This window comes from Sphingomicrobium marinum, from assembly GCF_026157105.1.
GTDB classification, from domain to species: domain Bacteria; phylum Pseudomonadota; class Alphaproteobacteria; order Sphingomonadales; family Sphingomonadaceae; genus Sphingomicrobium; species Sphingomicrobium marinum.
In genome coordinates this window covers 2062088-2084336 of sequence record NZ_JANPVQ010000001.1, presented here as the reverse complement: position 1 = coordinate 2084336, position 22249 = coordinate 2062088, and the positions used below count along the sequence as shown (strand labels likewise).

Annotated in this window: 22 protein-coding genes; 7 read left to right on the top strand and 15 right to left on the bottom strand. The window is 61.5% G+C overall.

Going from position 1 to position 22249, the window contains the following annotated elements:
• Positions 1–21: 21 nt before the first annotated feature.
• A complete protein-coding gene (locus tag NUX07_RS10665) occupies positions 22–999 on the bottom strand; it encodes a DsbA family protein (RefSeq protein ID WP_265530557.1) in 978 nt (325 codons plus the stop codon).
• Between the two features lie 158 nt (positions 1000–1157).
• On the opposite strand from NUX07_RS10665, the gene NUX07_RS10660 reads away from it, so the two are divergent.
• Positions 1158–1973 carry an aldo/keto reductase gene (locus NUX07_RS10660; RefSeq protein WP_265530555.1) on the top strand — a complete coding sequence of 272 codons (816 nt, stop codon included), beginning with the start codon at positions 1158–1160 and terminating at the stop codon, positions 1971–1973.
• Between the two features lie 42 nt (positions 1974–2015).
• Here the strand turns inward: NUX07_RS10660 and NUX07_RS10655 are convergent, their stop codons facing one another.
• The 3 genes from NUX07_RS10655 to NUX07_RS10645 all read right to left on the bottom strand — a co-directional run bounded on the left by NUX07_RS10655 (position 2016) and on the right by NUX07_RS10645 (position 5203).
• The gene (locus NUX07_RS10655) at positions 2016–2408 is read right to left on the bottom strand and encodes an MAPEG family protein (RefSeq protein ID WP_265530554.1); all 393 of its coding nucleotides are present in this window, start codon (positions 2406–2408) and stop codon (positions 2016–2018) included.
• Positions 2409–2513: 105 nt separating this feature from the next.
• On the bottom strand, positions 2514–4088 hold the full coding sequence (gene serA / locus NUX07_RS10650; RefSeq protein WP_265530553.1) for a phosphoglycerate dehydrogenase: 1575 nt from the start codon (positions 4086–4088) through the stop codon (positions 2514–2516).
• A complete protein-coding gene (locus NUX07_RS10645; RefSeq protein ID WP_265530552.1) occupies positions 4085–5203 on the bottom strand; it encodes a phosphoserine transaminase in 1119 nt (372 codons plus the stop codon). The genes serA and NUX07_RS10645 overlap by 4 nt, the downstream gene beginning before the upstream one ends.
• Before the next feature lie 384 nt (positions 5204–5587).
• On the opposite strand from NUX07_RS10645, the gene NUX07_RS10640 reads away from it, so the two are divergent.
• Genes NUX07_RS10640 through xth form a run of 3 tightly spaced genes read left to right on the top strand, consistent with a single transcriptional unit; the run spans position 5588 to position 7639 of the window.
• Positions 5588–6496 (top strand): M23 family metallopeptidase, encoded by a 909-nt coding sequence (locus tag NUX07_RS10640; protein ID WP_265530551.1) that lies wholly within the window; start codon positions 5588–5590, stop codon positions 6494–6496.
• 39 nt (positions 6497–6535) lie between these two features.
• The gene (gene erpA / locus NUX07_RS10635) at positions 6536–6859 is read left to right on the top strand and encodes an iron-sulfur cluster insertion protein ErpA (protein WP_265530550.1); all 324 of its coding nucleotides are present in this window, start codon (positions 6536–6538) and stop codon (positions 6857–6859) included.
• Positions 6860–6862: 3 nt separating this feature from the next.
• Positions 6863–7639, top strand: coding sequence for an exodeoxyribonuclease III (xth, locus tag NUX07_RS10630; RefSeq protein ID WP_265530549.1), 777 nt, complete (start codon positions 6863–6865; stop codon positions 7637–7639).
• Here the strand turns inward: xth and NUX07_RS10625 are convergent.
• Complete coding sequence (locus NUX07_RS10625; RefSeq protein WP_265530548.1) at positions 7636–8490, bottom strand: SDR family oxidoreductase; 855 nt, start codon at positions 8488–8490, stop codon at positions 7636–7638. The two genes, xth and NUX07_RS10625, sit on opposite strands and share 4 nt — an antisense overlap.
• Before the next feature lie 73 nt (positions 8491–8563).
• Complete coding sequence (locus NUX07_RS10620; RefSeq protein WP_265530547.1) at positions 8564–9700, bottom strand: N-acetyltransferase; 1137 nt, start codon at positions 9698–9700, stop codon at positions 8564–8566.
• A gap of 139 nt (positions 9701–9839) precedes the next feature.
• On the opposite strand from NUX07_RS10620, the gene NUX07_RS10615 reads away from it, so the two are divergent.
• Positions 9840–10946, top strand: a complete 1107-nt coding sequence (locus NUX07_RS10615; RefSeq protein ID WP_265530546.1) for a fatty acid desaturase family protein — start codon at positions 9840–9842, stop codon at positions 10944–10946.
• 37 nt (positions 10947–10983) lie between these two features.
• On the opposite strand, the gene lptG is transcribed toward NUX07_RS10615, so the two are convergent.
• Positions 10984–12087: an LPS export ABC transporter permease LptG gene (lptG, locus tag NUX07_RS10610; protein WP_265530545.1), complete on the bottom strand. Its 1104-nt coding sequence runs from the start codon at positions 12085–12087 to the stop codon at positions 10984–10986.
• The gene (gene lptF / locus NUX07_RS10605; RefSeq protein WP_265530544.1) at positions 12084–13328 is read right to left on the bottom strand and encodes an LPS export ABC transporter permease LptF; all 1245 of its coding nucleotides are present in this window, start codon (positions 13326–13328) and stop codon (positions 12084–12086) included. Before lptF ends, lptG begins: the two co-directional genes overlap by 4 nt.
• Before the next feature lie 121 nt (positions 13329–13449).
• Between lptF and NUX07_RS10600 the strand changes: the two genes are divergently transcribed.
• Positions 13450–14001 carry a DUF2141 domain-containing protein gene (locus tag NUX07_RS10600; RefSeq protein WP_265530543.1) on the top strand — a complete coding sequence of 184 codons (552 nt, stop codon included), beginning with the start codon at positions 13450–13452 and terminating at the stop codon, positions 13999–14001.
• Here the strand turns inward: NUX07_RS10600 and NUX07_RS10595 are convergent.
• From NUX07_RS10595 to NUX07_RS10570, 6 genes are all read right to left on the bottom strand, one after another.
• Positions 13998–15971: a response regulator gene (locus tag NUX07_RS10595; protein ID WP_265530542.1), complete on the bottom strand. Its 1974-nt coding sequence runs from the start codon at positions 15969–15971 to the stop codon at positions 13998–14000. The two genes, NUX07_RS10600 and NUX07_RS10595, sit on opposite strands and share 4 nt — an antisense overlap.
• Before the next feature lie 41 nt (positions 15972–16012).
• Positions 16013–17215 carry a serine palmitoyltransferase gene (gene spt, locus NUX07_RS10590; protein WP_265530541.1) on the bottom strand — a complete coding sequence of 401 codons (1203 nt, stop codon included), beginning with the start codon at positions 17213–17215 and terminating at the stop codon, positions 16013–16015.
• Entirely contained in the window at positions 17212–17457 is a 246-nt protein-coding gene (locus tag NUX07_RS10585) for an acyl carrier protein (RefSeq protein WP_265530540.1), read from the bottom strand. Before NUX07_RS10585 ends, spt begins: the two co-directional genes overlap by 4 nt.
• Before the next feature lie 70 nt (positions 17458–17527).
• Positions 17528–18433: an NAD-dependent epimerase/dehydratase family protein gene (locus NUX07_RS10580; protein WP_265530539.1), complete on the bottom strand. Its 906-nt coding sequence runs from the start codon at positions 18431–18433 to the stop codon at positions 17528–17530.
• Positions 18418–19464 carry a GTPase ObgE gene (obgE, locus tag NUX07_RS10575; protein ID WP_265530538.1) on the bottom strand — a complete coding sequence of 349 codons (1047 nt, stop codon included), beginning with the start codon at positions 19462–19464 and terminating at the stop codon, positions 18418–18420. The genes NUX07_RS10580 and obgE overlap by 16 nt, the downstream gene beginning before the upstream one ends.
• 1 nt (position 19465) lies before the next feature.
• Positions 19466–20023 (bottom strand): TetR/AcrR family transcriptional regulator, encoded by a 558-nt coding sequence (locus NUX07_RS10570; protein WP_265530537.1) that lies wholly within the window; start codon positions 20021–20023, stop codon positions 19466–19468.
• An 81-nt stretch (positions 20024–20104) separates the two neighbouring features.
• On the opposite strand from NUX07_RS10570, the gene NUX07_RS10565 reads away from it, so the two are divergent.
• Positions 20105–20977, top strand: coding sequence for a metal-dependent hydrolase (locus NUX07_RS10565; RefSeq protein WP_265530536.1), 873 nt, complete (start codon positions 20105–20107; stop codon positions 20975–20977).
• 396 nt (positions 20978–21373) lie between these two features.
• On the opposite strand, the gene NUX07_RS10560 is transcribed toward NUX07_RS10565, so the two are convergent.
• Entirely contained in the window at positions 21374–22168 is a 795-nt protein-coding gene (locus NUX07_RS10560) for a hypothetical protein (RefSeq protein ID WP_265530535.1), read from the bottom strand.
• Positions 22169–22249 lie beyond the last annotated feature (81 nt).

Sequence of the window (22249 nt, the reverse complement as noted above, 5' to 3'; positions counted from 1 at the left end):
GTCGGCGCGGTCAAAGCAAGATTACGATCCGGACGTCCTGCGTCGGCGCCTAACGACCAGCGCAATCCCGAGGAAAGCGAGCGCCAGCCCGCCGCCCGCATAATACCAAATCGTACGATCCGCAGTACCTTCGGCTTGTTGGGGCGAGGGCGTAGATTGCTCGAACATCGGCTCGGCGCTCTCGGGGCCTTCGGGGGCTGCCAAAGTCGGGTCGGTATTAGCCCGTTGATCAGTTGCTTCCTGCTGCTCGGGATCCGCGGCGGTCTTTTCGTCCGGGCTCGCGGCGGCGCGGTCTTCATCAGGGGCCGACTTCTCAGGTGCACCGGCGTCCTCGGGCTTGGCATCAGCAGTGCGCGGCAATGTGTCTTTGGGCTGGCTGGCACGCGTATCCGCGATTTTGACGCGCAAGGCCGCTTCGTCGAGCGCACCGTCGGTAAGGCTGTTGCCGATGATGAAGGCGGGCGTGCCGGAAATGCCTGCAGTTCTCGACAGCAAGTCGTTGCGCGCGATCTGCCGGTCGATCGCCGTGCCGTGCCGACCGAGATCGGCCTGCAGCCGTTCCCAGTCCACGCCCGCTCGATCGGCGGCAGCCCGGATGGCGGCATCATCAAGCGGTAGTTTCTGCGCCATCAGCGCACGATGGAACGCCTCGTGCCGCCCTTGGTAGCGCGAGGCTATCGCGTGGCGCGCGGCGTCGTGTGACCGCGGACCGAAGATTGGCGTATCGCGGTAGATGACACGCAGCTTGCGATCGCTGTCGAAGACCCGGCTCACATCGCGTGAGTGGGCGCGGCACGCTGGGCAGGCATAGTCGAAGAAGTAGATAATGGTCACATCGTAGGCCTTGTCGGCGCGTACGGGTGCATCCAGCGGATCGAAAAAATCTTCCCGCGAAGGCGGCGCCTGCACGAAAGTGTCGTCGAATTGCGCAACTGCCGCTGCCGATGGAATCAATGCCGCCACGAGAACGCAGACGAGCTGCAGAAGAGTGTATTTCATGCTTGGCCCATGGGCGATCGTCTCCCATTCGTCTACTGGTTGTGCGCCGAGTAGAGCGGATCGACGCGACGATCCCTTCTGCGACTAGAGGATGGCATACTTGCGCGGGGGGAACCGGTGCGCGCGCCCATTGCGTAAGTGGCTGAGGAGTGCGTTCTATGTTCACATCGAGATGCCTGACGTTGAACGACGGCCGCGATATGCCGCGGTTGGGGTTCGGGACCTACAAGATCGACGATGCCGACGCGGCTGAAACCGTGGGGATCGCGCTGGAGGAAGGCTATGCGCTGGTCGATACCGCCTCGATCTACGGCAATGAACGCGGCGTCGGCGAAGCGCTCGCCGGGCGCGACGATGTCTTTCTGACGACGAAGGTGTGGAATAGCGATCAGGGGTTCGAGCAGGCCAAAGTTGCAACGGCGGCGAGCCTGGGCAGGTTGGGGCGTGCCAGCGTCGACCTGCTGCTGATCCACTGGCCGTGCCCGGACAGGGGCCGAACGGTCGACACCTGGAAGGCGCTGATAGACTTGCGCGATGCGGGCCATGCCAAGTCCATCGGCGTCAGCAACTTCAGGCCGCAGGACCTGGAGAAGATTGTGACCGCGACCGATGTTGTGCCGGCAGTCAACCAGGTCGAATGTCATCCTGCCTTCCAGCAGCGCGAACTGCGGCAGGTGCATGACGACATGGAGATCGTCACGCAAAGCTGGTCACCGTTGGGCCGCGGCGACCTGCTCGACCACGACGTCATCGGCGAGATTGCCGCGGCGCTCGGTGCGCCCCGCTCAGCCGTCATTCTCGCGTGGCACCTGCAATCGGGCCTGTCGGCGATCCCCAAAGCGTCTAGCCGCGAGCACATTGCTGCGAACATGCGGGCCGAGCAGCTGTCGCTCAGCGACGAGCAGATGGAGCGGATCGGCGCCCTGGACGATCCGGACGGCCGTTTGGGACCCGACCCCGCCAACTTCTGCTGAGGGGCGTGCGGTGCGGCTTGGTGATGTCTTGCCTAGCTAAGACTAGGTGATGACTTCCCAGAAAAGCCCGAGCGTCGCGACCAGCGCTACTAGGAACGCCAGCGTGCGAACGTAAGGGATGGCGAGCCAGTAGACGATCGCGTGGGCAACGCGCGCCCAGAAGAAGACCATCGCCCACATCGCCGTCATGCTGTTGTGCTGGTCGGTGACGTGCAGGACCAGCACGAAGACCGCGAACGGCGTCAGCGTTTCGACCGAATTGATGTGCGTTCGGTTGGCGCGTTTCACCCAGGCAGGAAGGTTGGCGGGAGGCGTCGGATCGACATAACCCGATGCCATGTTTTCGGAATTACGCAACAGGCCCACGATGTAGGGCATCCAAAGCAGCGCGGTCAGCAGCGCTGCCCAGGAAAGATAGGTAAGTTCGACGGTCATCAAGCTACCCCCTATTGGTTGATGCATCCAAAGACTGCGACACGCGGTGCCGCAGTCTTCTGGCTACGCCTAATCGAGGGCGATGACAAATATCGGATGCTTGCGTCAGAAGCGCAGCGGCACGACCTGTCGCACGCCGTCGAGCGCGGCCAGCTTCTTGACCGTCTCGGCATCGGGCTCGCTGTCGATCGCGATCAACGCGACCGCCGCGCCGCCAATCTTGCGGCGACCGAGGTTGAAGGTCGCAATATTGATCTGCGCTTGCCCCAGCACGGTGCCGAGCGCGCCGATGAACCCCGGTGCGTCGGTGTTCACGATATAGAGCATCGGGCCGTTGAGTTCGGCCTCGACGCCGACGTCGAACAGGTGGACGAGACGTGGATTGTCGTTACCAAAGAGCGTTCCCGCGACCGTGCGCTTTCCCTTGGGCGTATCGCAAGTGACCCGCACCAGCGTGTGATAATCGCCTTCGTGGCTGTGCCGGATTTCACGCACGTCGAGCCCGCGATCCTTGGCAAGTACCGGGGCATTGACCATGTTCACGCTGTCCGAATAGCTCCCCATCAGCCCTGCAAGGACGGCGCCCGTGATGGGCTTGATGTTGAGTTCGGCCGCGTCGCCTTCGACCTCGACCGCGATGCGTTCGATCTCCTCGCCAAGCACCTGCCCGGCCAGTTTGCCGAGGTTTTCCGCCAATCCCATATAGGGTTTGACGCGCGGGGCCTCTTCGGCCGTAAGGCTGGGCGAATTGATCGCGTTGGTGATCGCACCGGTCAGGAGATAGTCCGAAATCTGTTCGGCGACCTGGATCGCGACATTGACCTGCGCCTCGGTGGTCGAGGCGCCGAGATGCGGGGTCGAGACGAAGCCGGGCGTGCCGAACAGCGGGCTTTCGGTCGCCGGTTCGGTCTCGAACACGTCCAATGCAGCGCCGGCTACCTGGCCGCTATCGAGCGCGTCCTTGAGCGCCGCTTCATCGATCAGGCCGCCGCGCGCGCAGTTGATGATGCGCACGCCCTTCTTGGTCTTGGCCAGCGCCTCGGCATCGAGGATGCCGCGGGTCTGGTCGGTCAGCGGCGTGTGGAGCGTGATGAAGTCGGCGCGTCCCAGCAGCGTGTCGAGATCGACCTTCTCGATGCCGAGTTCGAGCGCGCGTTCGGCGGTCAGGAAGGGATCGTAGGCGATGACCTTCATCTTGAGGCCCAGCGCGCGCGCGGCGACGATCGAGCCGATATTGCCGGCGCCGATCAGCCCCAGCGTCTTGCCGGTCAGTTCGACGCCCATGAACTTGGATTTTTCCCATTTGCCCGCCTGCGTGGAGGCGTCGGCGGCTGGCAGCTGCCGGGCCAGCGCGAACATCATCGCGATGGCATGTTCGGCGGTCGTGATCGAATTGCCGAATGGCGTGTTCATGACGACGATACCGCGCGCGGTCGCGGCGGCGATATCGATATTGTCGACGCCGATCCCGGCGCGACCGATGACCTTCAGGTTCGTTGCGGCATCGAGCAGTTCTGCGTTCGGCTTGGTCGCCGAGCGAACCGCAAGCCCGTCATACTGCCCGATGATCGCCTTGAGTTCGTCGGGCGACAGCCCCGGCTTCTCGTCGACCTCGATCCCGCGTTCGCGGAAAATCTGCGCGGCGCGCGGGTCCATCTTGTCCGAAATCAGGACTTTCATTGCGTTTCACTCCATGCCCAGTCGAGCCAGGGGCCGAGGGCTAAGATATCTTCGGGATTGACCGTGGCGCCGCACCAGATTCGCAGTCCCGGCGGGGCGTCGCGGTACGCACCAAAGTCATGGCCGGCACCCTCGCCATCGATCAGCTTGACCATCGCAGAGATGCGCTCGCGATCGGCACCGTCGCAAGTCAGGCAGATGCCGGTCTTCGATCGCAGTTCGGGCTGCTCGACGAGGTGGTGGAGCCAGTCGCGCTCGGCCACCAGCTGGTCTACTGCGGCGACATTTTCTTCCGCTCGTTTGATCAGGCCGTCGAGGCCGCCGATCGATTGCGCCCATTCGAGGCTGTGGATCGCATCTTCGACGCACAGCATCGACGGCGTGTTGATGGTCGCACCGGTAAAGATGCCCTCGTTGATCTTGCCGCCCTTCTTGAGACGGAACAATTTGGGGAGCGGCCAAGGCGGATCGTAGCTTTCGAGCCGCTCGACGGCGCGGGGGCCTAGGATGAGCACGCCGTGCGCCGCTTCGCCGCCCAGCACCTTCTGCCACGAGAAGGTGGCGACATCGATCTTTTCCCACGGCACGCGCTCGGCGAAAAGCGCGCTGGTGCTGTCGGCCATCGAAAGGCCTTCGCGGCGATTGGGAATCCAGTCGCCGCCCGGAACGCGCACGCCGCTGGTGGTGCCGTTCCAGGTGAAGACGACATCGTTGTGCCAGCCGATCTTCTTGAGATTGGGAAGCTTGCCATAATCGGCTTTCATGGCGTGGGCATCGATCTTCAGTTCGTTGAGGATGTCGTAGACCCAGTCCTTGCCGAAGCTTTCCCAGCCCGCGACGACGACACCGCGTTTGCCCAGCAGGTTCCACATGGCCATTTCGAAGGCGCCGGTGTCGGAGCCCGGAACGATGCCGATACGGTGCGTATCGGGAAGTTCGAGCACGTCGCGCATCAGCGCGATGCAATGCGCCAGCCGCGCCTTGTTGTGCGCGCTGCGATGCGTCCGGCCGAGGCCCGAAAGATCGAGTTTGGAAGGATCCCAGCCCGGCGGTTTGGCGCACGGTCCGGATGAAAAATAGGGTCGCGCAGGGCGCGTTTGTGGTTTCTCTGTCATGTCATTCTCCCCTTGCAGAGAGGCGCACCGCGTTGGGACGGCGTGGCCCGCAAGCTTGATAGGTCAGCCGCACAACGGATGACAGACAGAAAAGGTCGAGCGCCCCGTTAAATATTCGCATTGTTAAGGGGCGACCTTACCGAGTTCCATTAAAGTGTTAATCTGATTTAAGAAATTTCTCATTTCATCGCTTTGTCGCCGCAACTCGTCTCGTCCCTGCCATATCCGGTTTGATTTTCTTAACCTTATCGGCAGACCTTCATTCTCGCAGCGGCCGTTAGGGCATTTACGGAGCTGTCTTTGCGTTGGGGTGGGGATCGCCAACGAATTTGAAATTCAAGAGCGGGTCGGTGACGCATCGACCGGACAGGAGCGGGTCTGAACATGGCGGGAACGGGATTTTTCAACGGTATCATTCGCGATCGCGAGATTTACATCCGCGACGGGGAGAAGGTGCGTCGTATCTATTGCCCGGCGCTCGTCCAGCTTATGGCGCTTTTCGTGGTCGTCTTTCTTACGGCCTGGTCCGGCTACAGCGCTGCCCGTCTTGCCACCGCCGAAACGGCGGTGCTTTCGTATCAGCTGCATGACAGCGAAACGCACGCCCAGATCGCGGAAAAGCAGCGCGTCCTGGCGGTGCTCGCCAAGAACCTGCTCGACGAGAAGATCGAGCGTCGCATGGCCGAACTCGAAGAAATGGGCGTAGCCTATGATCTTCCCGAAGCCATCGGTGGCCCGTTCGAGGCGTCCGAGGAAGGTGACGAGACGTTCCGCCAGCTGTTCACGAGCTGGAAGAAGCTCGACCACCTGCAAGAAGGCACGATCGCCGTGCCGTCGGACATGCCGGTGAAGGGTTCGGCGCTGACGTCGAGCTTCGGCACCCGTACCGATCCCTTCAAGAAGCGCCGCGCCATGCATGCCGGTATCGATCTTGCCGGCCCGAGTGGTACGCCGATCCTGACGACGGCCGACGGCAAGGTACTGCGCGCCGGATATAATCGCGGCGGCTACGGCAACCTGATCGAAGTCGACCATGGCAATGGCATCGTGACGCGTTACGCTCACCTTTCGAAAATCCAGGTTGCGGCCGGTGATACGGTTCGCCGCGGCCAGCAGATCGGCAAGATGGGCTCGACCGGCCGTTCGACCGGTAGCCACCTCCACTATGAAGTCCGCATCGACGGCAAGCCGGTCAATCCGCTGCCCTTCATGAAGTCGACCGATTACCTCCTGGCGATGGAAGACAATCTGTCGATGCACGAAATCGCTCTGGGCGGCGGCGACGGCCAGTAAGGCTTGCGGCAAGGCTGGGGCGACCTTATCTCGCTCCACGTGACTGACATCATTCTCACCGAAAACGCGGCCAAGCGGGTCGCTGCGATCGCCGCCAAGCAAGGCGAGCCCGCCGTGCTGCGCCTGTCGGTCGAAGGCGGCGGCTGTTCTGGTTTCACCTACAAGTTCGAGCTCGGTGCGGTCGAGGATGACGATATCAGCACCGAGGAAAGCGGCGTCACGCTGGTCGTCGACCCGGTAAGCATCGACCTGGTGCGCGGTTCGGCGGTCGACTATGTCGAAAATCTCGGCGGCGCCAGCTTCCAGGTGACCAACCCCAATGCAGCAGCAGGCTGCGGGTGCGGTTCGAGCTTTTCGATCTGATCGATGCGGATCGTCAGCTATAACATCAACGGTCTTCGCGCGCGGTTGCCGCGGCTCATCGAATATCTCGACAAGGAAAAGCCCGATATCGTCTGCCTTCAGGAACTGAAGGGCGAAGTGGACGGATTGCCCACCGGCGATGTCGAAAAGGCGGGCTATCACGCGCTTTGGCATGGGCAGAAGGGCTTCAACGGGGTCGCGATCCTGTCGAAGGACGAAGCCAAGCTTCGTCGCACCGGTCTTCCGGGCGATCCGCTTCCTGATCAGAGCCGCTATATCGAGGCCGAGCTTGGCGACCTCATTGTCGCGTCGATCTACCTACCCAACGGCAATCCCATCGGCACCGAGAAATTCGACAAGAAGATCGAATGGATGGCGCGGCTGGCAGACCATGCAGAAGCGCTGCTGAAGGAAGAACGCCCGGTAGTGCTCGCCGGTGACTATAATGTCATCCCGGAAGATCGCGACACCTATAGCGTGAAGGCCATGGTTCACGATGCGCTGATGCAGCCCGAAAGCCGCGCTGCGCTGCGCGCGATCGTCTACCAGGGCTGGACCGATGCCCTGCGCGCGGCGTTGCCCGATAAAGAAAAGCTGTGGACATTCTGGGATTACCAGCGCGGAGCGTGGCCGCAGAACCATGGCTTTCGCATCGACCATTTCCTGTGTTCGCCGCAGGCCGCCGACCGGCTTGCGGGCGCGGGCGTGCACAAATGGGCGCGCGGCGAGGAAAAGGCGAGCGATCACGCCCCTGTCTGGGCCACTCTCACCGAAGCCTAGCCGCCTACGACGTAGCCTCCATTGGGGTGAAGCACTTGTCCGGTCATGTAGCTGGAATCGTCGCATGCAAGGAACAGGAAAGCCGGTGCAACTTCGTTGGGCTGGCCCGGTCGTCCCATCGGCGTGTCTTTGCCGAAATCGGGAATATCTTCGGGCGGCTGGCCACCGAACGGGTTGAGCGGCGTCCAGATCGGTCCCGGAGCCACCGCGTTCACCCGGATACCCTCACCGACGAGGTTTTGGGACAGTGACCGCGTGAACGCGGTAATTGCGCCCTTGGTGGCGCTATAGTCGAGCAGATTGGCCGACCCCTTGTACATCGTAACCGACGTGCAGTTTATGATAGCTGCGCCCTTTCTGAGATGGGAACGCGCCGCTTGGGTAAGATAGAACATCGAAAAGATGTTGCTCTGGAAAGTGCGCTTGAGCTGTTCTTCCGTAATATCGCGAATGTCGTCATCGGGATGCTGTTCGCCGGCATTGTTGACCAGCACATCAATCCCGCCGAACTTCTCGGTGACCTCGGCGATCACCCGGTCACACATCTTCGGGTAGCCGAGGTCGGCAGCGATCGCGATGGCTTCTGCCCCCTCGTCCTTGCATGCCGCGACGGTCTTCTCGGCATCCTCATGCTCACAGAGGTAGACGATTGCGACCTTCGCCCCTTCTCGGGCAAACAGGACTGCCGTGGCGCGGCCTATACCGCTGTCACCGCCGGTGACGATGGCGACCTTGTCCTGCAACCGGCCCGATCCGGGATATCGCGGTTCCCACTCGGGCTGGGGCGAAAGCTTGCTTTCTTCACCAGGCAAGCGGTCTTCATGGATCATCGGCTCGACGATTTCTGACATGGCGATAAACTCCTTCGCCACGACAACCTTCAAGATCGGCAGTGTGTTGCGGACGCGGCGACGAACCGCCCTGTCAGAGCGGTTTTTCGAAGATCCGGTAGGTGTGGTTGATGCCCGAACCCGGCAGCTCGGCGATCGACATCATCCCTTTATTGTCTTCGAGCACCCAGCCGAATTCGCCGAAATGAATGCCGTATTTGTCGACGCAGACGCGCCGGGTGTATTCGATTAGCATGAAGGCGAGCTGGCTGGCGAGGCGGCCTCTCTGATGCTCTTTGCGCACCCCCATCAAGGGCACGCGCACGCGCCGCGTATATGGCTTGCGCAAACGCCACAGCAGCTTGGCCCAGCCGAAGGGGAATAACTTGCCGTCGAGATCCTCAATCAGCTCGTTGATGTCGGGGATGGTGATCATGAAGGCGGCCGGCTTGCCGTCGACTTCGGCTATCTTGACGAGGTCCTCGACGATGATCGGTTTGAGCGTTTTGCCGGCATAGGCGATCTCCGCATCGGTCAGCGGGACATAGCCCCAATTCTCGCTCCACGCGTCATTGAGAATGTCGAGAATGATCGCGGCCTCCTCGTCGAACTTCGACTTGTCGACGTCGCGGATGCGGATGCGGTCATTACGCTCGCCCAGCTCGATGAGCTTGTCGATCACGGGGATCATGTCGATGCGAATATCGAGCCCGAACGTGTGGAGATTTTTCACTCCCTCATATCCAGCCGCCGTGACCCAGCCCTGATATTCGGGGCGATGGTGGCCCATCATGATCATCGGCTTTTCTTCGAAGCCATCGACGAGCAGGCCCGGCTCGTCCCAGATAGACAGGCTGATCGGTCCCATCGCGCGCGCCATTCCCTGCTTGCGCAGCCATTGCTCTGCAGTCTCGATCAGCGCTGCTGCGGCTTCCGCATCCTTGGCTTCGAACAGGCCCCACAGCCCGCATCCCGGATAGCGTTCGAGCCAGAGGTCATCGACATGGGCGCTGATCCGCCCGACGACCTCGTCGCCGCGTTCGGCAAGGAAAAGCTGGAGGCGGCCATGTTCGAACCACGGGTTCTTCTTCTCGTTGAGAAGCCCGTGCACCTCGGATTTGAGCGGCGGCACCCAGTAAGGATCGTCGGCATAGATCGACCAGACGACGTCGACGAACTTCTTCTTGTCGGCACCGGTTTCCACGGGCCGTATCGTGAGCGTGGTGGACATGGAAAAGGGCTAGCCGAGCCGGTCGCCGATGTCATCCGCGATTAAGGTGCGCAATGTCATGATTTCACGAAAGAAACAGGCGGCTTTGCCTTGATGGTGCCATGATCTGTCGCCAGATGGCGCACCCAGGACAAGATTCATGAACGAAACGACCTATCCAGGCGGGGTCGCACGCGACGCCCGCACCGAAGACACGAACGTCCGCCGCGCCATGCGCAGCGGCGATGACAAGGCGTTGCTCAAGGCCGCCGCGCAGCTAACGCGCGGCCTCAACACGCCCAACCCGACAATCTTCTGGCTCGATATGCTGGGAAGCGCGCTGCTCGGCTATGCCGCGCTTGCGTTCGCGATGTTTGGCGAAGGAACGGGGCTGCGCATCGGCGCGGGGCTCCTCGCGGTGCTTGCGTTGTATCGTGCCGGCAGCTTCATTCATGAGATCAGCCATATCAAGAAGGGCGACCTTCCGTATTTCCGTCTCGTGTGGAACGCGCTGGTGGGCGTGCCGCTGTTCGCGCCGAGCTTCATGTATGAAGGCGTGCACAATCAGCACCATGCCAAGACCAAGTATGGCACCAAGGACGATCCGGAGTATTTGCCGCTCGCATCGATGAAGCCGTGGTCGCTCCCGATCTTCATGATCGGCGGCACGCTGGCACCGTTCCTTTTGTTCTTCCGTTTTGCGATCCTGGCACCCATCAGCTTCGTTTCGAAGCGCGTGCGCGATGAAGTGGTCGGTCGTTATTCTGGCCTGCAGATTAATCCCGAATTTCGCCGCGAACGCCCTGTCGGCGACGCGGCGCGCCAGTTTACCTATCAGGAAGTGGCGGCATTCGCGTGGTCGTGGATCCTGATCGCGGCGCTGGTTGGCGGCGTTCTGCCGCTCGGCGCCTTCGCGATCTTCATGGGCGTGGCCTGCGGCCTGATGGGTCTCAACCAGCTGCGCACCATGGTCGCGCATTTCTGGGAAAACGACACGCAGGAGCCGATGAGCGTTACCGCCCAGTATCTCGACAGCGTCAATGTGCCGCCGCCGGGCCTACTGCCGGCGCTGTGGGCGCCGGTGGGACTGCGCTATCACGCGCTGCATCACCTGCTGCCGGGCGTGCCCTATCACAATCTTGGCGAAGCGCATCGCCGCCTGGTGGCGGAGCTCGAGGATAGCAGCCTGTATCATCGCACGTCGCGGCGCGGGCTGTGGACGCTGGTATCGCACCTCGCGTCGGCTACGACCGGCAAGCGCGCTTAAGGTTCGCAGTCGCCTTGCCCCCGGCAAGGCTTGGTGCTCACTCTTCGGTCCTGACAAGGACGCTCTCACCGATCAGGAAGAACAGGAGCACCGGCCCCCATGCGGCGAGCCAGGGCGGGTAGACGCCTGCCGTGCCCATCGCGAGGCTGAAATTGTCGGCGACAAAATAGGCAAAGCCCAGCGCCATGCCGATCGTGGCGCGCAGCAACACTTGACCAGAACGCGCCAGCCCGAAGGCGGCCACCGACGCCAGTAGCGGCATTAGCAGCGTCGACAGCGGCGCGGTGATCTTGTGCCACCACCCGGCACGCGCCGCTTCGGTGGGGCGCCCCGCGGCCTCGAGCGCCTCGATGTCCTCGGAAAGGGTGATGATGTCGGTGCTGTCCGGGTTGACCGTAGCCAGCTTGAACTGGCTCGGCGTAACCCCGGCGAGCCCCGTTCCCGTGGCCCCTTCGCGCACCATGTTCATCTCGGCATCGTAGGTTTCGATCCCCTCGAACGCCCATCGGTCCTCGCCGGGGATTGGGCGGACCGTATCGACCCGGGCCACGGATTTCAGAACGCGGTCTTCGAGGCGATAGATCGACACGTCCTGCAGGCGGAAATCTTCGCCGGTGCCGGCGGCTAGACGGGCATGGACCTGGCCGCCCTGCGAACGGATCCAGACGTTGCTCATGATGCCGCTTTCGGGGGGGACGGGTTTGTAGTCGTTGTCCTGCCAGGCGGTCACCACGCGCGCGCTGTTCACCTTCACCGTTTCATTGAATACGAACAGTCCGACCGCAACGATGGCGGCCGTGAGGATCAGCGGTGCCAGGATCTGGTGGGCGGACAGGCCTGCCGCCTTCATCGAAATGACCTCGCTATTCTGGTTGAGCGCGGTGAAGGCGATCAAGGTGCCGAGCAACGCAGCGAAGGGCAGGAATTGGGAGATCAGCAGCGGGAGGCGCAACCGCACGTAGCGCCACAGGTCCGCATCTGTATTGCCCTCGACAGCAAGGATTTTGCCGCTTTCGCCCAGCAGGTCGAGCATCATCAGCACCATGACCAGCGCAATCAGCACGGCGAAGGTGCGCGTGATGAACAGCTTTGCCATGTACAGCGTGATCTGGCGCGAGGGCAGGAAGTCGAGGTTGATCATTCAGCCGGGGCTTCTTCTGCTTCGCGTCGTTTTGCAAGAGCACGGGCCCGCGGATCAGGGATGACCCTTTTGATCAGCTTGCCGAACTTGGCGAAAGCCGCTTCCAATGCACCGATCGGCTGGCCGCCGGGCCGGTGGGCGATGACATGGTACATCCAGCAGATGAGCGCCAACATACCGAGCAGCGGGGTGTAGAGCGCGACCTCCGGATTGAGCCGACCTTGCGCGCCTGCGGCTTCGGCATACTGGTTGATCTTGTGATAGGTCACCACGATCACGATGGCCACGAAGATGCCGAGCGACGAGGACGAGCGCTTGGGCGGTACTGCCAGCGCCACGGCGAGCAGCGGTAGCATCAACATCATAAAGACCTCGACCAGCCGGAAGTGGAGGTTGGCGCGCGCGGCAAGATTTTCTTCGCGGCTGCTGGCCTTGCCGCCATAGGCGATGGCGGCGACCTCGGGCAGCGTAAGTTCCTTGATGATGTCACCGCGTCCACGCTCGCGGAAAGACGATGTTTCGGGCAGCGCAATCGGCAAATCGTACGTATCGAAGGCGAGCGTGCGCGGCGTCGCGAAATCTGGCTCGTCATGGATGAGGCGTCCGTCCTGGAGGCGAAACAGGATGGTCGAAGGATCGTCAGTCGCGAGAAACTGGCCCTGCGTCGCGCTGGCAGCGATGCGGCGACCGTTATCTTCTTCCATTGAAACGAAGATGCCCTTGAGTACCGTCCCTTCGTCCTCGCTTTCCTCGATACGCAGCGTGATGCCGTCGCCCAGCTTGTTATATTCGCCGACATCGATTGCAGCACCGAGCGCCCCCGAGCGCAGGTCGAAGCGCAGGCCTTCATAATTGTAGCGTGAATAAGGCTCGAGAAAGCTGACGATGCCAAGGTTCACCACCAGAAGGCCGACCGCAAACATGTATGGCACCTTGAGCATGCGACCGTAGCCCACGCCGATACCGCGCAGCGCATCGAGTTCGGACGACAAAGCGAGTTTGCGAAACGCCAGCAGGATGCCGAGCATGAGCCCAAGCGGGATGGCCAGCGCGGCATATTCCGGGAGCAGGTTGGCGAGCATTCGCCAGACCACGCTGACCGGTCCGCCGGTCGCCACCACGAAATCGAACAGGCGCAACATCTTGTCGAGCGTGAGCAACATCGCGGCGATCACTAGCGTACCAATGAGCGGCAAGGTGATGGATCGGACCATGTAACGATCGATAAGGCTTAGGTTCATTTGTCCGGCTTTAATGGGCGTTTGACCATGATTTGGCCCCATTGCGCGGCAATGTGAAGCCCATGCACGCCTTGAAACAGGGCAAGTCGGGCTTATTTGGTAGCAAAACAAGACGGATCCAGTGCATATTCTATCGCCACCCTTGTCGTTAGCCGTATCGGGCGCCCTCGCATTGGGCGGTCTGGCGCTTGCCGGACACGCTACTCCGGCGGCTGCCACAACGGCCGCCGTAGTAACGCAGATCGGCGATGTCGGCCATTGCGACGGCGGAAAAGCGGCAATCCTGGTACGCGTGTCGGGTTTCAAGACGCGCGAGGGTGAACTCCGCCTCGATCTTTATGACGGCAATCCGGACAACTGGCTCGTTGGCGGCAAGAAAATCCACAAGGTGCACATGTATCCGATCCCCCAATCGGGTCCGGTCGATGTGTGCGTGAAAGTCCCGGGGCCCGGTACCTACGCTTTTGGACTGCAGCACGACGTCAATCGCGATTATGAACTCACCCGCGTCGATGGCGGTGCCTTTTCGAACAATGCGCGAGTCACGCTGCTTGAGCGCAAGCCGCGCCACAGCAAGGCTGCCTTTACCGTGGGTAACCGTACCAAGCGCATCGGGATCAGGCTGCTTTACCTGCGCGGGCTATCGATCGGGCCAGTCAAGAACCCGGTCTAGCGAGCGGCGGCGCTGGGGCCGCCAATCTCCACATTGCCGAGCGCGCTTGCCACGGCGCTGGCCAGGGCGCTGACCGTGAAGGGTTTGCGCAGCAGTTCGTAACCCGCAAGCTCGTCGGAATCGCCATCGCCGACATAGCCGGTGACGAAAAGCACTGCGATATTGTCCTGGCGTGCGCGCAGTTCTCTGACGAGTTCGGGGCCGGTCATCTCGGGCATGATGACATCCGAAATGACAAGATCGAAGGCGCCCGGCTTGAAGATCTCGAGAGCGGCAGCGCCGGAATCGACGCTTTCCGGCGCGTAGCCCAGGTCTTCGAGCGCACCCAGCGTGGCCGCGCGAACGCGCTCATCATCCTCGACGATCAGGATGCGCGCATCGGCCGGCGCCATCACCTCGTGCGGCGCTGCGGGCTTGGCGGCGGGATGCAACGTGACCTTCCCGGCCTCGATCGTCGTACGCGGCAGATAGAGCGCCACGCTGGTGCCCTTGCCGACTTCGCTTTCAATACCGACTTCGCCGCCCGACTGGTGCGCGAAGCCGAAGATCTGAGACAGGCCAAGACCGGTGCCCTTGCCGACTTCCTTGGTGGTGAAGAAGGGTTCGAAGGCGCGCGTGCGCACCTCTTCGGACATCCCGCACCCATCGTCGATGACCGACAGTTTGAGATAATCGCCCGCCTGGATGTCGCCGATCTCGTTGTCCGACAGCGTGACATTGTCTGTGCGGATGGTGAGTTCGCCTTTGCCGTCCATCGCATCGCGCGCGTTGACCGCGAGGTTCAGGATGGCGTTTTCCAGCTGGTGGGCGTCGACGAAGATCGGCCACGCCTCGGTATCGAGATCCAGATTGATCGAGATACGTTCGCCCAGCGTGCGATCGAGCAGTTCGCGCATCGACTGGACCAGTTCATCGCTCTCGACCCGTTCGGGGTGGAGGGGTTCGTGGCGTGAGAAGGACAATAGCCTGCGGGTCAGCGTGGCGGCGCGGTTGGCGCCTTCCATGCTGTTGTTGAGGTGCGTCAGCAGTTCGCGGCGCGGACCGTCAATGCGCCGTCGCGCGAGATCGAGCCCGCCGACGACTACGGCGAGCATGTTGTTGAAATCGTGCGCGATCCCGCCGGTAAGCTGGCCGACCGCCTCCATCTTCTGGACCTGGCGCAGCTGAGCTTCGGCGGCGGCGCGTTCTTCGGCTTCGGCCTTGAGCGCCTCGTTGGCCGTCTGCAGTTCTGCTGTCCGTTCGGCAACGGCGGCTTCGAGCGCGTCGGCGCGCTCGGACTCCACTTCGATCTCGCGGCGGCTGGCCAGATACTGGTTGAATGTACGGAGTGCAAAAACACCCATGGCTAGCGCGATGGCCGCCACCAGCGCACCGAGATACCCCAGATAGTCGGTCAGCTTGCCAGCGCGCGCGGAGAATAAGCTGGTCTGCTCGATCGACGCCGTGAGTGCGCTGCGCTCAGCGCGCGCAATTTCGCGAAGGATCGTGGCGATCGCCGTAATCGAGGCACTGTCGCCGGCCTGATAAAAAAGGCTGATGCCGCCGCTGCCTTGCCCGGCAGTTGCAGCGCGCGCAGCAGCCGACAGTTCCGCGTGGCGCTCATCGAAATTGACGCGCAGCCGCTCGACCCGTTCGCGCTGTTCGGGATCGTTGGCGACCAGGCGCTCCAATTCATTGAGCTGCTGTTCGGCCAGTCGCCATTCGGAATAATAGATGCTGCCGGTGAAGCGATCTTCATCGAGGACATAGCGACCCAGCGCTGCTTCGGCGTTGGAGATGCTGGCATCGAGCGTTCGCGTCAGCAGCGTCACGTCATAGGCATGGCGTTCGCGTGCTTGCGCGGCTTCACGTGCTTCGTTGGAGGCCGAGACCATCCAGATCATGAACAGGAGCATGAGCGTTGCGAACAGCGCAACGAACGCCGCCACGCCGCGGCGCCAATCGAAGGCGGTCTGATCCCCGTCCGTCATGCTCCCACCCTTCTAATCGCCTTGGCGACTCAGGAAAAGAGTCAATCGATACAACCTGTTGCGCGGCCCGCGCGCTCGAACATGCCGAGGATTTCGGTTACCTGCTCGGATGAATGCTCGGCGCATAGCGAACAGCGCAAGAGTGTCATGCCTGCAGGCGTCGCCGGCGGACGCGCCAGATTGACGTAGAGGCCCTCTTTCAAGAGTGCGTCCCACATCGCCGCGCCGCGCTCCAGATCGGGCATGATGACCGATATGATCGCGCTCTCCGGTTCCTTGGTCCCGAGTTCGAAGCCCAGCTTCGTAAGGCCGTTGTGAAGGCGCGTCGAATTTTCCCACAGATGATCGCGCTTGTCCTTCGCGCTCATGATCTTGCGGATCGAGGTGGCCGCGGTCGCCATCACGCTGGGCGGCAGCGACGCGGTGAAGATGTAACTGCGGCTGGCAAGGCGCAGGATCTCGAACTTGGGGTGGTTGGATACGCAATAGCCGCCGACCGTGCCCACCGATTTTGAAAAGGTGCCGATGATAAAGTCGACATCGTCAATCACGCCCTGCGCTTCGGCGACGCCGCGCCCGTTTTCGCCGATGAAGCCCATCGAGTGCGCTTCGTCGACCAGCACCATCGCGCCATATTCCTTGGCAAGCGGGACCATCTTGTCGAGCGGCGCGGTATCGCCAAGCATCGAATAGACGCCCTCGAGGATGACCAGTTTGCCGGCATCTTCGGGCAGGCGTTTCAGCCGCTTCTCCAGCGCCTCGATATCGTTGTGGCGGAAGGGGACGACGTTGGCGTTGCCCATCGCGCAGCCATCGTAGATCGACGCGTGGCTATCCATGTCGAGGATGATGTAATCGTCCTTGCCCGCGATCGTCGAGATGATGCCGGTATTGGCGAGGTAGCCGGTCGAAAAGACCATCGCCCCCGACATGTCGAAAAATTCCTTGAGCGCCGCTTCGCAGTCCTTGTGCAGCGAATAGGTCCCGTTCAGCACCCGGCTGCCCGTCGTGCCCGAGCCAAAGTCGTCGAGCGCCTTCTTGCCCGCCGCGATCACGTCGGGATCGAAGGTCATGCCCATGTAATTATAGGTGCCCAGCAGGATGGTCTCGCGCCCGTTGCAGATGGCCACGGTCGGCGACAATACCTCTTCCATCACCAGCCCGAACGGGTCGGTCAGGCCGCTGTCGATCAGCCCCTTATGCTGGGCGATGATCGGATCAAACTTGGAAAGGAGGTCGCTCACTTGTTCGTCATCTCGGTGACCGCGTCGACAAGCTGGCCGACCTTCTCGATTTCCGCCTGCTGGTTCATCGTGATGAGGATGTCGAACTCGTCTTCGACCTCCGCGACGAAATCGAGCACGGTGAGGCTGTCCCACTCGAGATCCTGCGCAAAGCGCGTCTGTTCGGTGACGTCGACGCCCTTCTTGTTGAACTGGTCGATCAGCTTGAAAACGCTCGTCTTTACGGTGTCACGGTCGCTCATAGGTTCCCCGATAGGTTGGTTGGCGTGCGCTTTGGCAATCGAATACGGCGCAATAAGGGCCAAATCCGCCCTAAAGCCAAGCTTTTTCCCGATACCAGGCCGCGGTGTCGGCCAGGCCCTTCTCGGCGCTGATCCGCGGCTGCCAGAAGCTTGGCGAAGGGCGGCGGTCTTCACGCACGACCCAGTCGGGATGGCAGAAATAGGCGGCGCGGTCGGCGGTAAGCTTGGCCTGGCGGCCACGAAACAGGCCGTCGAGCTTCGCACCCATGCGCACGAGGCCAGGGCTCATCGAAAAACTGCGCGGGTTCCTGCCGACGGCGCGGCCCAGCGCATCGGCAAATTGCTTGTGCGAGAAACCGTTATGCGTGCCGTCATCGGGCTCGAGAATGGTGCCCGACGGCCCGCCTTCGGCAAGCTTGAGCAGCAGTTCGGCAAGATCGTCGGCATGGATGAGCGACAGCCGGCCCGGCGGCGGCAGGACGACAAACCCGCGCTTGGCCATCTTGAAAAGTTCGAGCGTTTCGCGGTCACCAGGACCGTAGACGGCGGGCGGGCGAACGATGACGGCATCGATGCCGCTATCGAGCACCAGCGCTTCGGACGTGCGCTTGCTCGCGCCGTAGAGCGACACGTCCGGTTCACGCGCGGCGAGGCTGGAGACGTGGACGAAGCGTTTGACGCCCTGTTTTGCGGCGGCTTCCAGAAGCTGCGCCGTGCCCGTCACATTGCCTACCTCGAAGGCCGCGGCATCGCCGTTGATGACACCTGCAATGTGGATCACCGCGTCGGCGCCGGCACATAACTCCTCGAGCGCCTGCGTGTTCGCAAGATCGCCGCGAACCCAGGTCACGCCATCGCGCGGGTCTTGCGCGCGGCGGGTCAGGCAGGTGAGGTGACGCCCCTTGGCAACTTCAAGCAAGCGGCCACCGACAAAGCCCGTCGCGCCGGTGACGGCGATCCTCAAACCGGTGACCAAGGTTTTTCCTCATGTTCGCTTTCGGGGTCCGCCGTCTGCTTTTCGGGCAAAATTTCGATGAGCTTGTCGAGCACCGCGTCGAGCCCTTCCTTCGATGCCGCCGACGCGATCATCGGGCGTTGGCCGGTTTCGGCTTCGATCTTGTCGGCGCTGTCTTGAAGTATTTCGTCGGGTACGATGTCGGCGCGGCTGAGCACAATGATCTCGCGCTTTTCCGTCAGCCCGTGACCATATTCTTCCAGTTCGCCGCGCACGGTGCGGTAAGCCTCGACCGCATCGTCGAGATCGCCGTCAATAAGGTGCAGCAGCACCTTGCAGCGCTCGACATGGCCGAGAAAACGATCGCCGATGCCCGCGCCGTCGGCGGCGCCTTCGATCAGTCCCGGGATATCGGCCATGACAAAGCTGCGGCGCTTATGTTCGACCATCCCCAGCTTGGGATGGATGGTGGTGAAGGCGTAGGCACCGACCTTGGCCTTGGCGTTGGTCACTGCGTTGAGGAAGGTCGATTTGCCCGCATTGGGCAGACCCACCAGCCCGACATCGGCGAGCAGTTTGAGGCGCAGCCACACGGCCATCTCCTCGCCCGGCCAGCCCGGCTGGTGCTGGCGCGGAGCGCGGTTGGTGGACGACTTGTAGCTTGCGTTGCCGCGACCACCATCGCCGCCGCGCAGAAGCGTGATGCGCTGGCCTTCCTTGGTAAGATCCGCGATGAGCGAACGATCGTCATCGTCGGCAAGGATCTGCGTGCCCACCGGCACCTTGATGACAAGATCCTTGCCGCCGGCACCCGTCTGGTTGCGCCCGGCGCCGCCCTTGCCGCGCGGCGCCTTGAAATGCTGCGTGTAGCGAAAATCGATCAGCGTGTTGAGCGCGGGCACGGCTTCGAAGATCACATCGCCGCCCTTGCCGCCATCGCCGCCATCGGGGCCGCCAAACTCGATATATTTTTCGCGCCGGAAGGAGACGGCACCGCCGCCGCCTGCACCCGATGCGATGTGGATTTTAGCCTGGTCTAGAAAGTGCGCCATGTCACTTTAACTCCCCAAGCACGGCAAGGATCTGTTTGACCGCAATTTCGTGCGCGGCGCTATGTTCGTTGCCGGTGGCGCGGGCGATCTCCTCGCCCACCAGCGCGTCGCCGATGGCCAGCAGGACGAGGCCCATCGTCGCCTTGTCGAGCGGGCGATCATCGCCGGGCTCGGTAATCGCCTCGACCACCTCGGACACCGCGCTCTCCACCGCGGCGAGCGCTTCGCGGCGACGCGACAGGACTACCCAGGCGATAAGCTCTCCCAGGCCCTGCTCGCGAAACGCCGTGAACATCTCCTCGACGACGTGACGCAGCTTGGTTTTTCCGGCGCGATAATTGCCAATCGAACCCGTGATCGAACTGGCGACCTCGTGCGCGATTTCGTCGGCCAGCGCCGCATGGAGGCCGTCGACGCTGCCGAAGTGATGCAGTAGGTTGGCGTGGGTGCGGTGGATCTTCGCTGCCACCGCTTTGAGGGTCACGCTCCCCATGCCTTTGTCGCGCAGCAGCTCGCGCGCTGCAGCAACGGCAGCGGCGCGGCTTTGTTCGGGCGACATGCGTTTACGAGTCGGTAAGCTTATTGACATAATTGTCAGTTATAACCATCTATGACTAAACCGTCTCTTTGGAGTGAAGTGATGCCAACCGCAACCGTTACCCCCATCGATCTTGCGATCACGCCGCGCGATCGGCGCTTCGGGCGGGAGGATCAGACCCCGCGCCATTGGCATGGCGGCGATCCCTATGCGACGGCTTTTTACAACGCGTTGTCGATCACCTTTCCCAAGGGAGAGGCCTTTTTCGTCGATAGCGTGCGGGCCTTCCGCCACGGCGCCGACCCGCGGCTGGCCGAGGACATCAAGAATTTCGTGACGCAGGAAGCGATGCACAGTCGCGAGCATGTCGCCTTCAACAATCGCGCGGCCGATGCGGGCTATGACATCAAGCCACTCGAGGACAAGGTGCAGGAGCGGCTCGATTTCGTCGCGACCAAGCCCAAGATTGCCAGCCTTGCAGCGACCATGGCGCTCGAACATTTCACCGCGATCTTGGCGCACGAATTACTTGCCAACCCAAAGCATCTGGAAGGCGCCGACGAGGCGACCGCCGAATTATGGCGCTGGCACGCGTCCGAAGAGATCGAGCATAAGGGCGTGGCCTTCGACACCTGGATGCATGCGACCAAGGACTGGTCGCGCACCAAGCGCTGGAAGGTAAAAAGCCTGGTGATGGTCAACGTGACCTATAATTTCCTCAAGCATCGCTGGGAAGGGATGCTCGAACTGCTGCGGCAGGACGGGCTGACCGGTGCCAAGGCGAAATGGCACATGTTTAAATATGCCGTCCTGTCGCCCGGCATGGTGCGCAAATGGATCAAGCCGTGGATCGCCTACTTCCTGCCAAGCTTCCACCCGTGGAACGAGGACGACCGCCAGCTCATCCGCGATTATGACGCGGCGGTCGGCACCAAGTTCGATACGACGGGCAAGAAAGTGCGCCGGGCGGCTTAGCGCTCCGGCGCACTTCGTGTTCCGTTTATGCCATCAATTTGTCGCTATCGCGATTCCCATTTCGGGCAGCTTTGCAGCTTGTGTGAAGAAATCTAATGTTCCCACTGAGGTGACCGCGTCACCGGAGTGAATCCCATAAGCAACTCCACCATAAAGCCAAGGAGAGCCGCTGTCCGAACTAATGGCTACATCTCGATCGACCGCAGTATATGGCCCATCACTGCCAAACCAAATGTTGTTAGACTTTACGTATGCGCACTGTTGGGTCTGATCCCTCTTGATAATACACACGGCGCTTCCAACACTTGGATTTAATGGTGCAGTGTTTGTTATGGAATAGTAGGTGCCGCTCTGCCATCGAACCCTGTTCAAATACGTATTCGATGTATTCCGAAATCACGCCACATCCAAGCCGTTGGCTTCTTTGTGTCCCATACGCGTTCCGATTTGCGCTCCGCGATGCGTTTGCGTTTGCCCAGCATACTTGGCGCAATGGCCAGCCGTAGAAATGCCACGCGTAGAGCCGCTGAGGACAACAAACCCTGCAGAACAGTTGCTTCCGTACGTAAACCCATCTGCGGGGTCGACAAATGTTCCATTAGTAGCCCCTGCACCTTTTACAACAGCTTCAGGCCTACGCACTAAGGCTTTCTCTGCCACGGTAACGAAATCTCGTGGCGTAACCGAACCATCCGCGATCAATTTGTTCAACGCCACAGGATCGCTTGGGTATAGGATAAGCTGATTTCGTTGAACGATCAGCTCGAAACCGACGTCAATTCCTAGCGATTCCAGCAAAGCTGTAAGTCGCCTACGCTCGTCTTGAATCTCCTTCATCGAGTAGCGGACGTTTTCAATGTTTGACGCCGCGCTGAGTTCGGGGTCGGCAATGGTCTTAGCGCCCCCGCCTCGGAAAGCGAAATTCACCCGGAAATTTTTGCGGCCATGCTCTATCCAACTTCCGGCAAATTCGGGATCATTCGCAAATTTCTCAGCTTGCCTGTCAGCAAGAATTTGTAGTCGAGCACGGCGAACGGCTTCGCCGACGCTGATACCTTCCATTTCAGCAACGATTTTCGCTTGAGACACCCAATCCGGCATTCCGCCCGAGGGGTTTGCTTCTTGGGCTGTCGCCGCGCAACCAGCCGTCACACCAAATAAAACAAGGAAAAATTTGCTCGAAATACACATGACGCTCTCCATACCAACTCGAGACAACTACCGTTACCGAGCTTAACGGCAGTGAAATGCGTGATTCAGGTGCAAAATTGT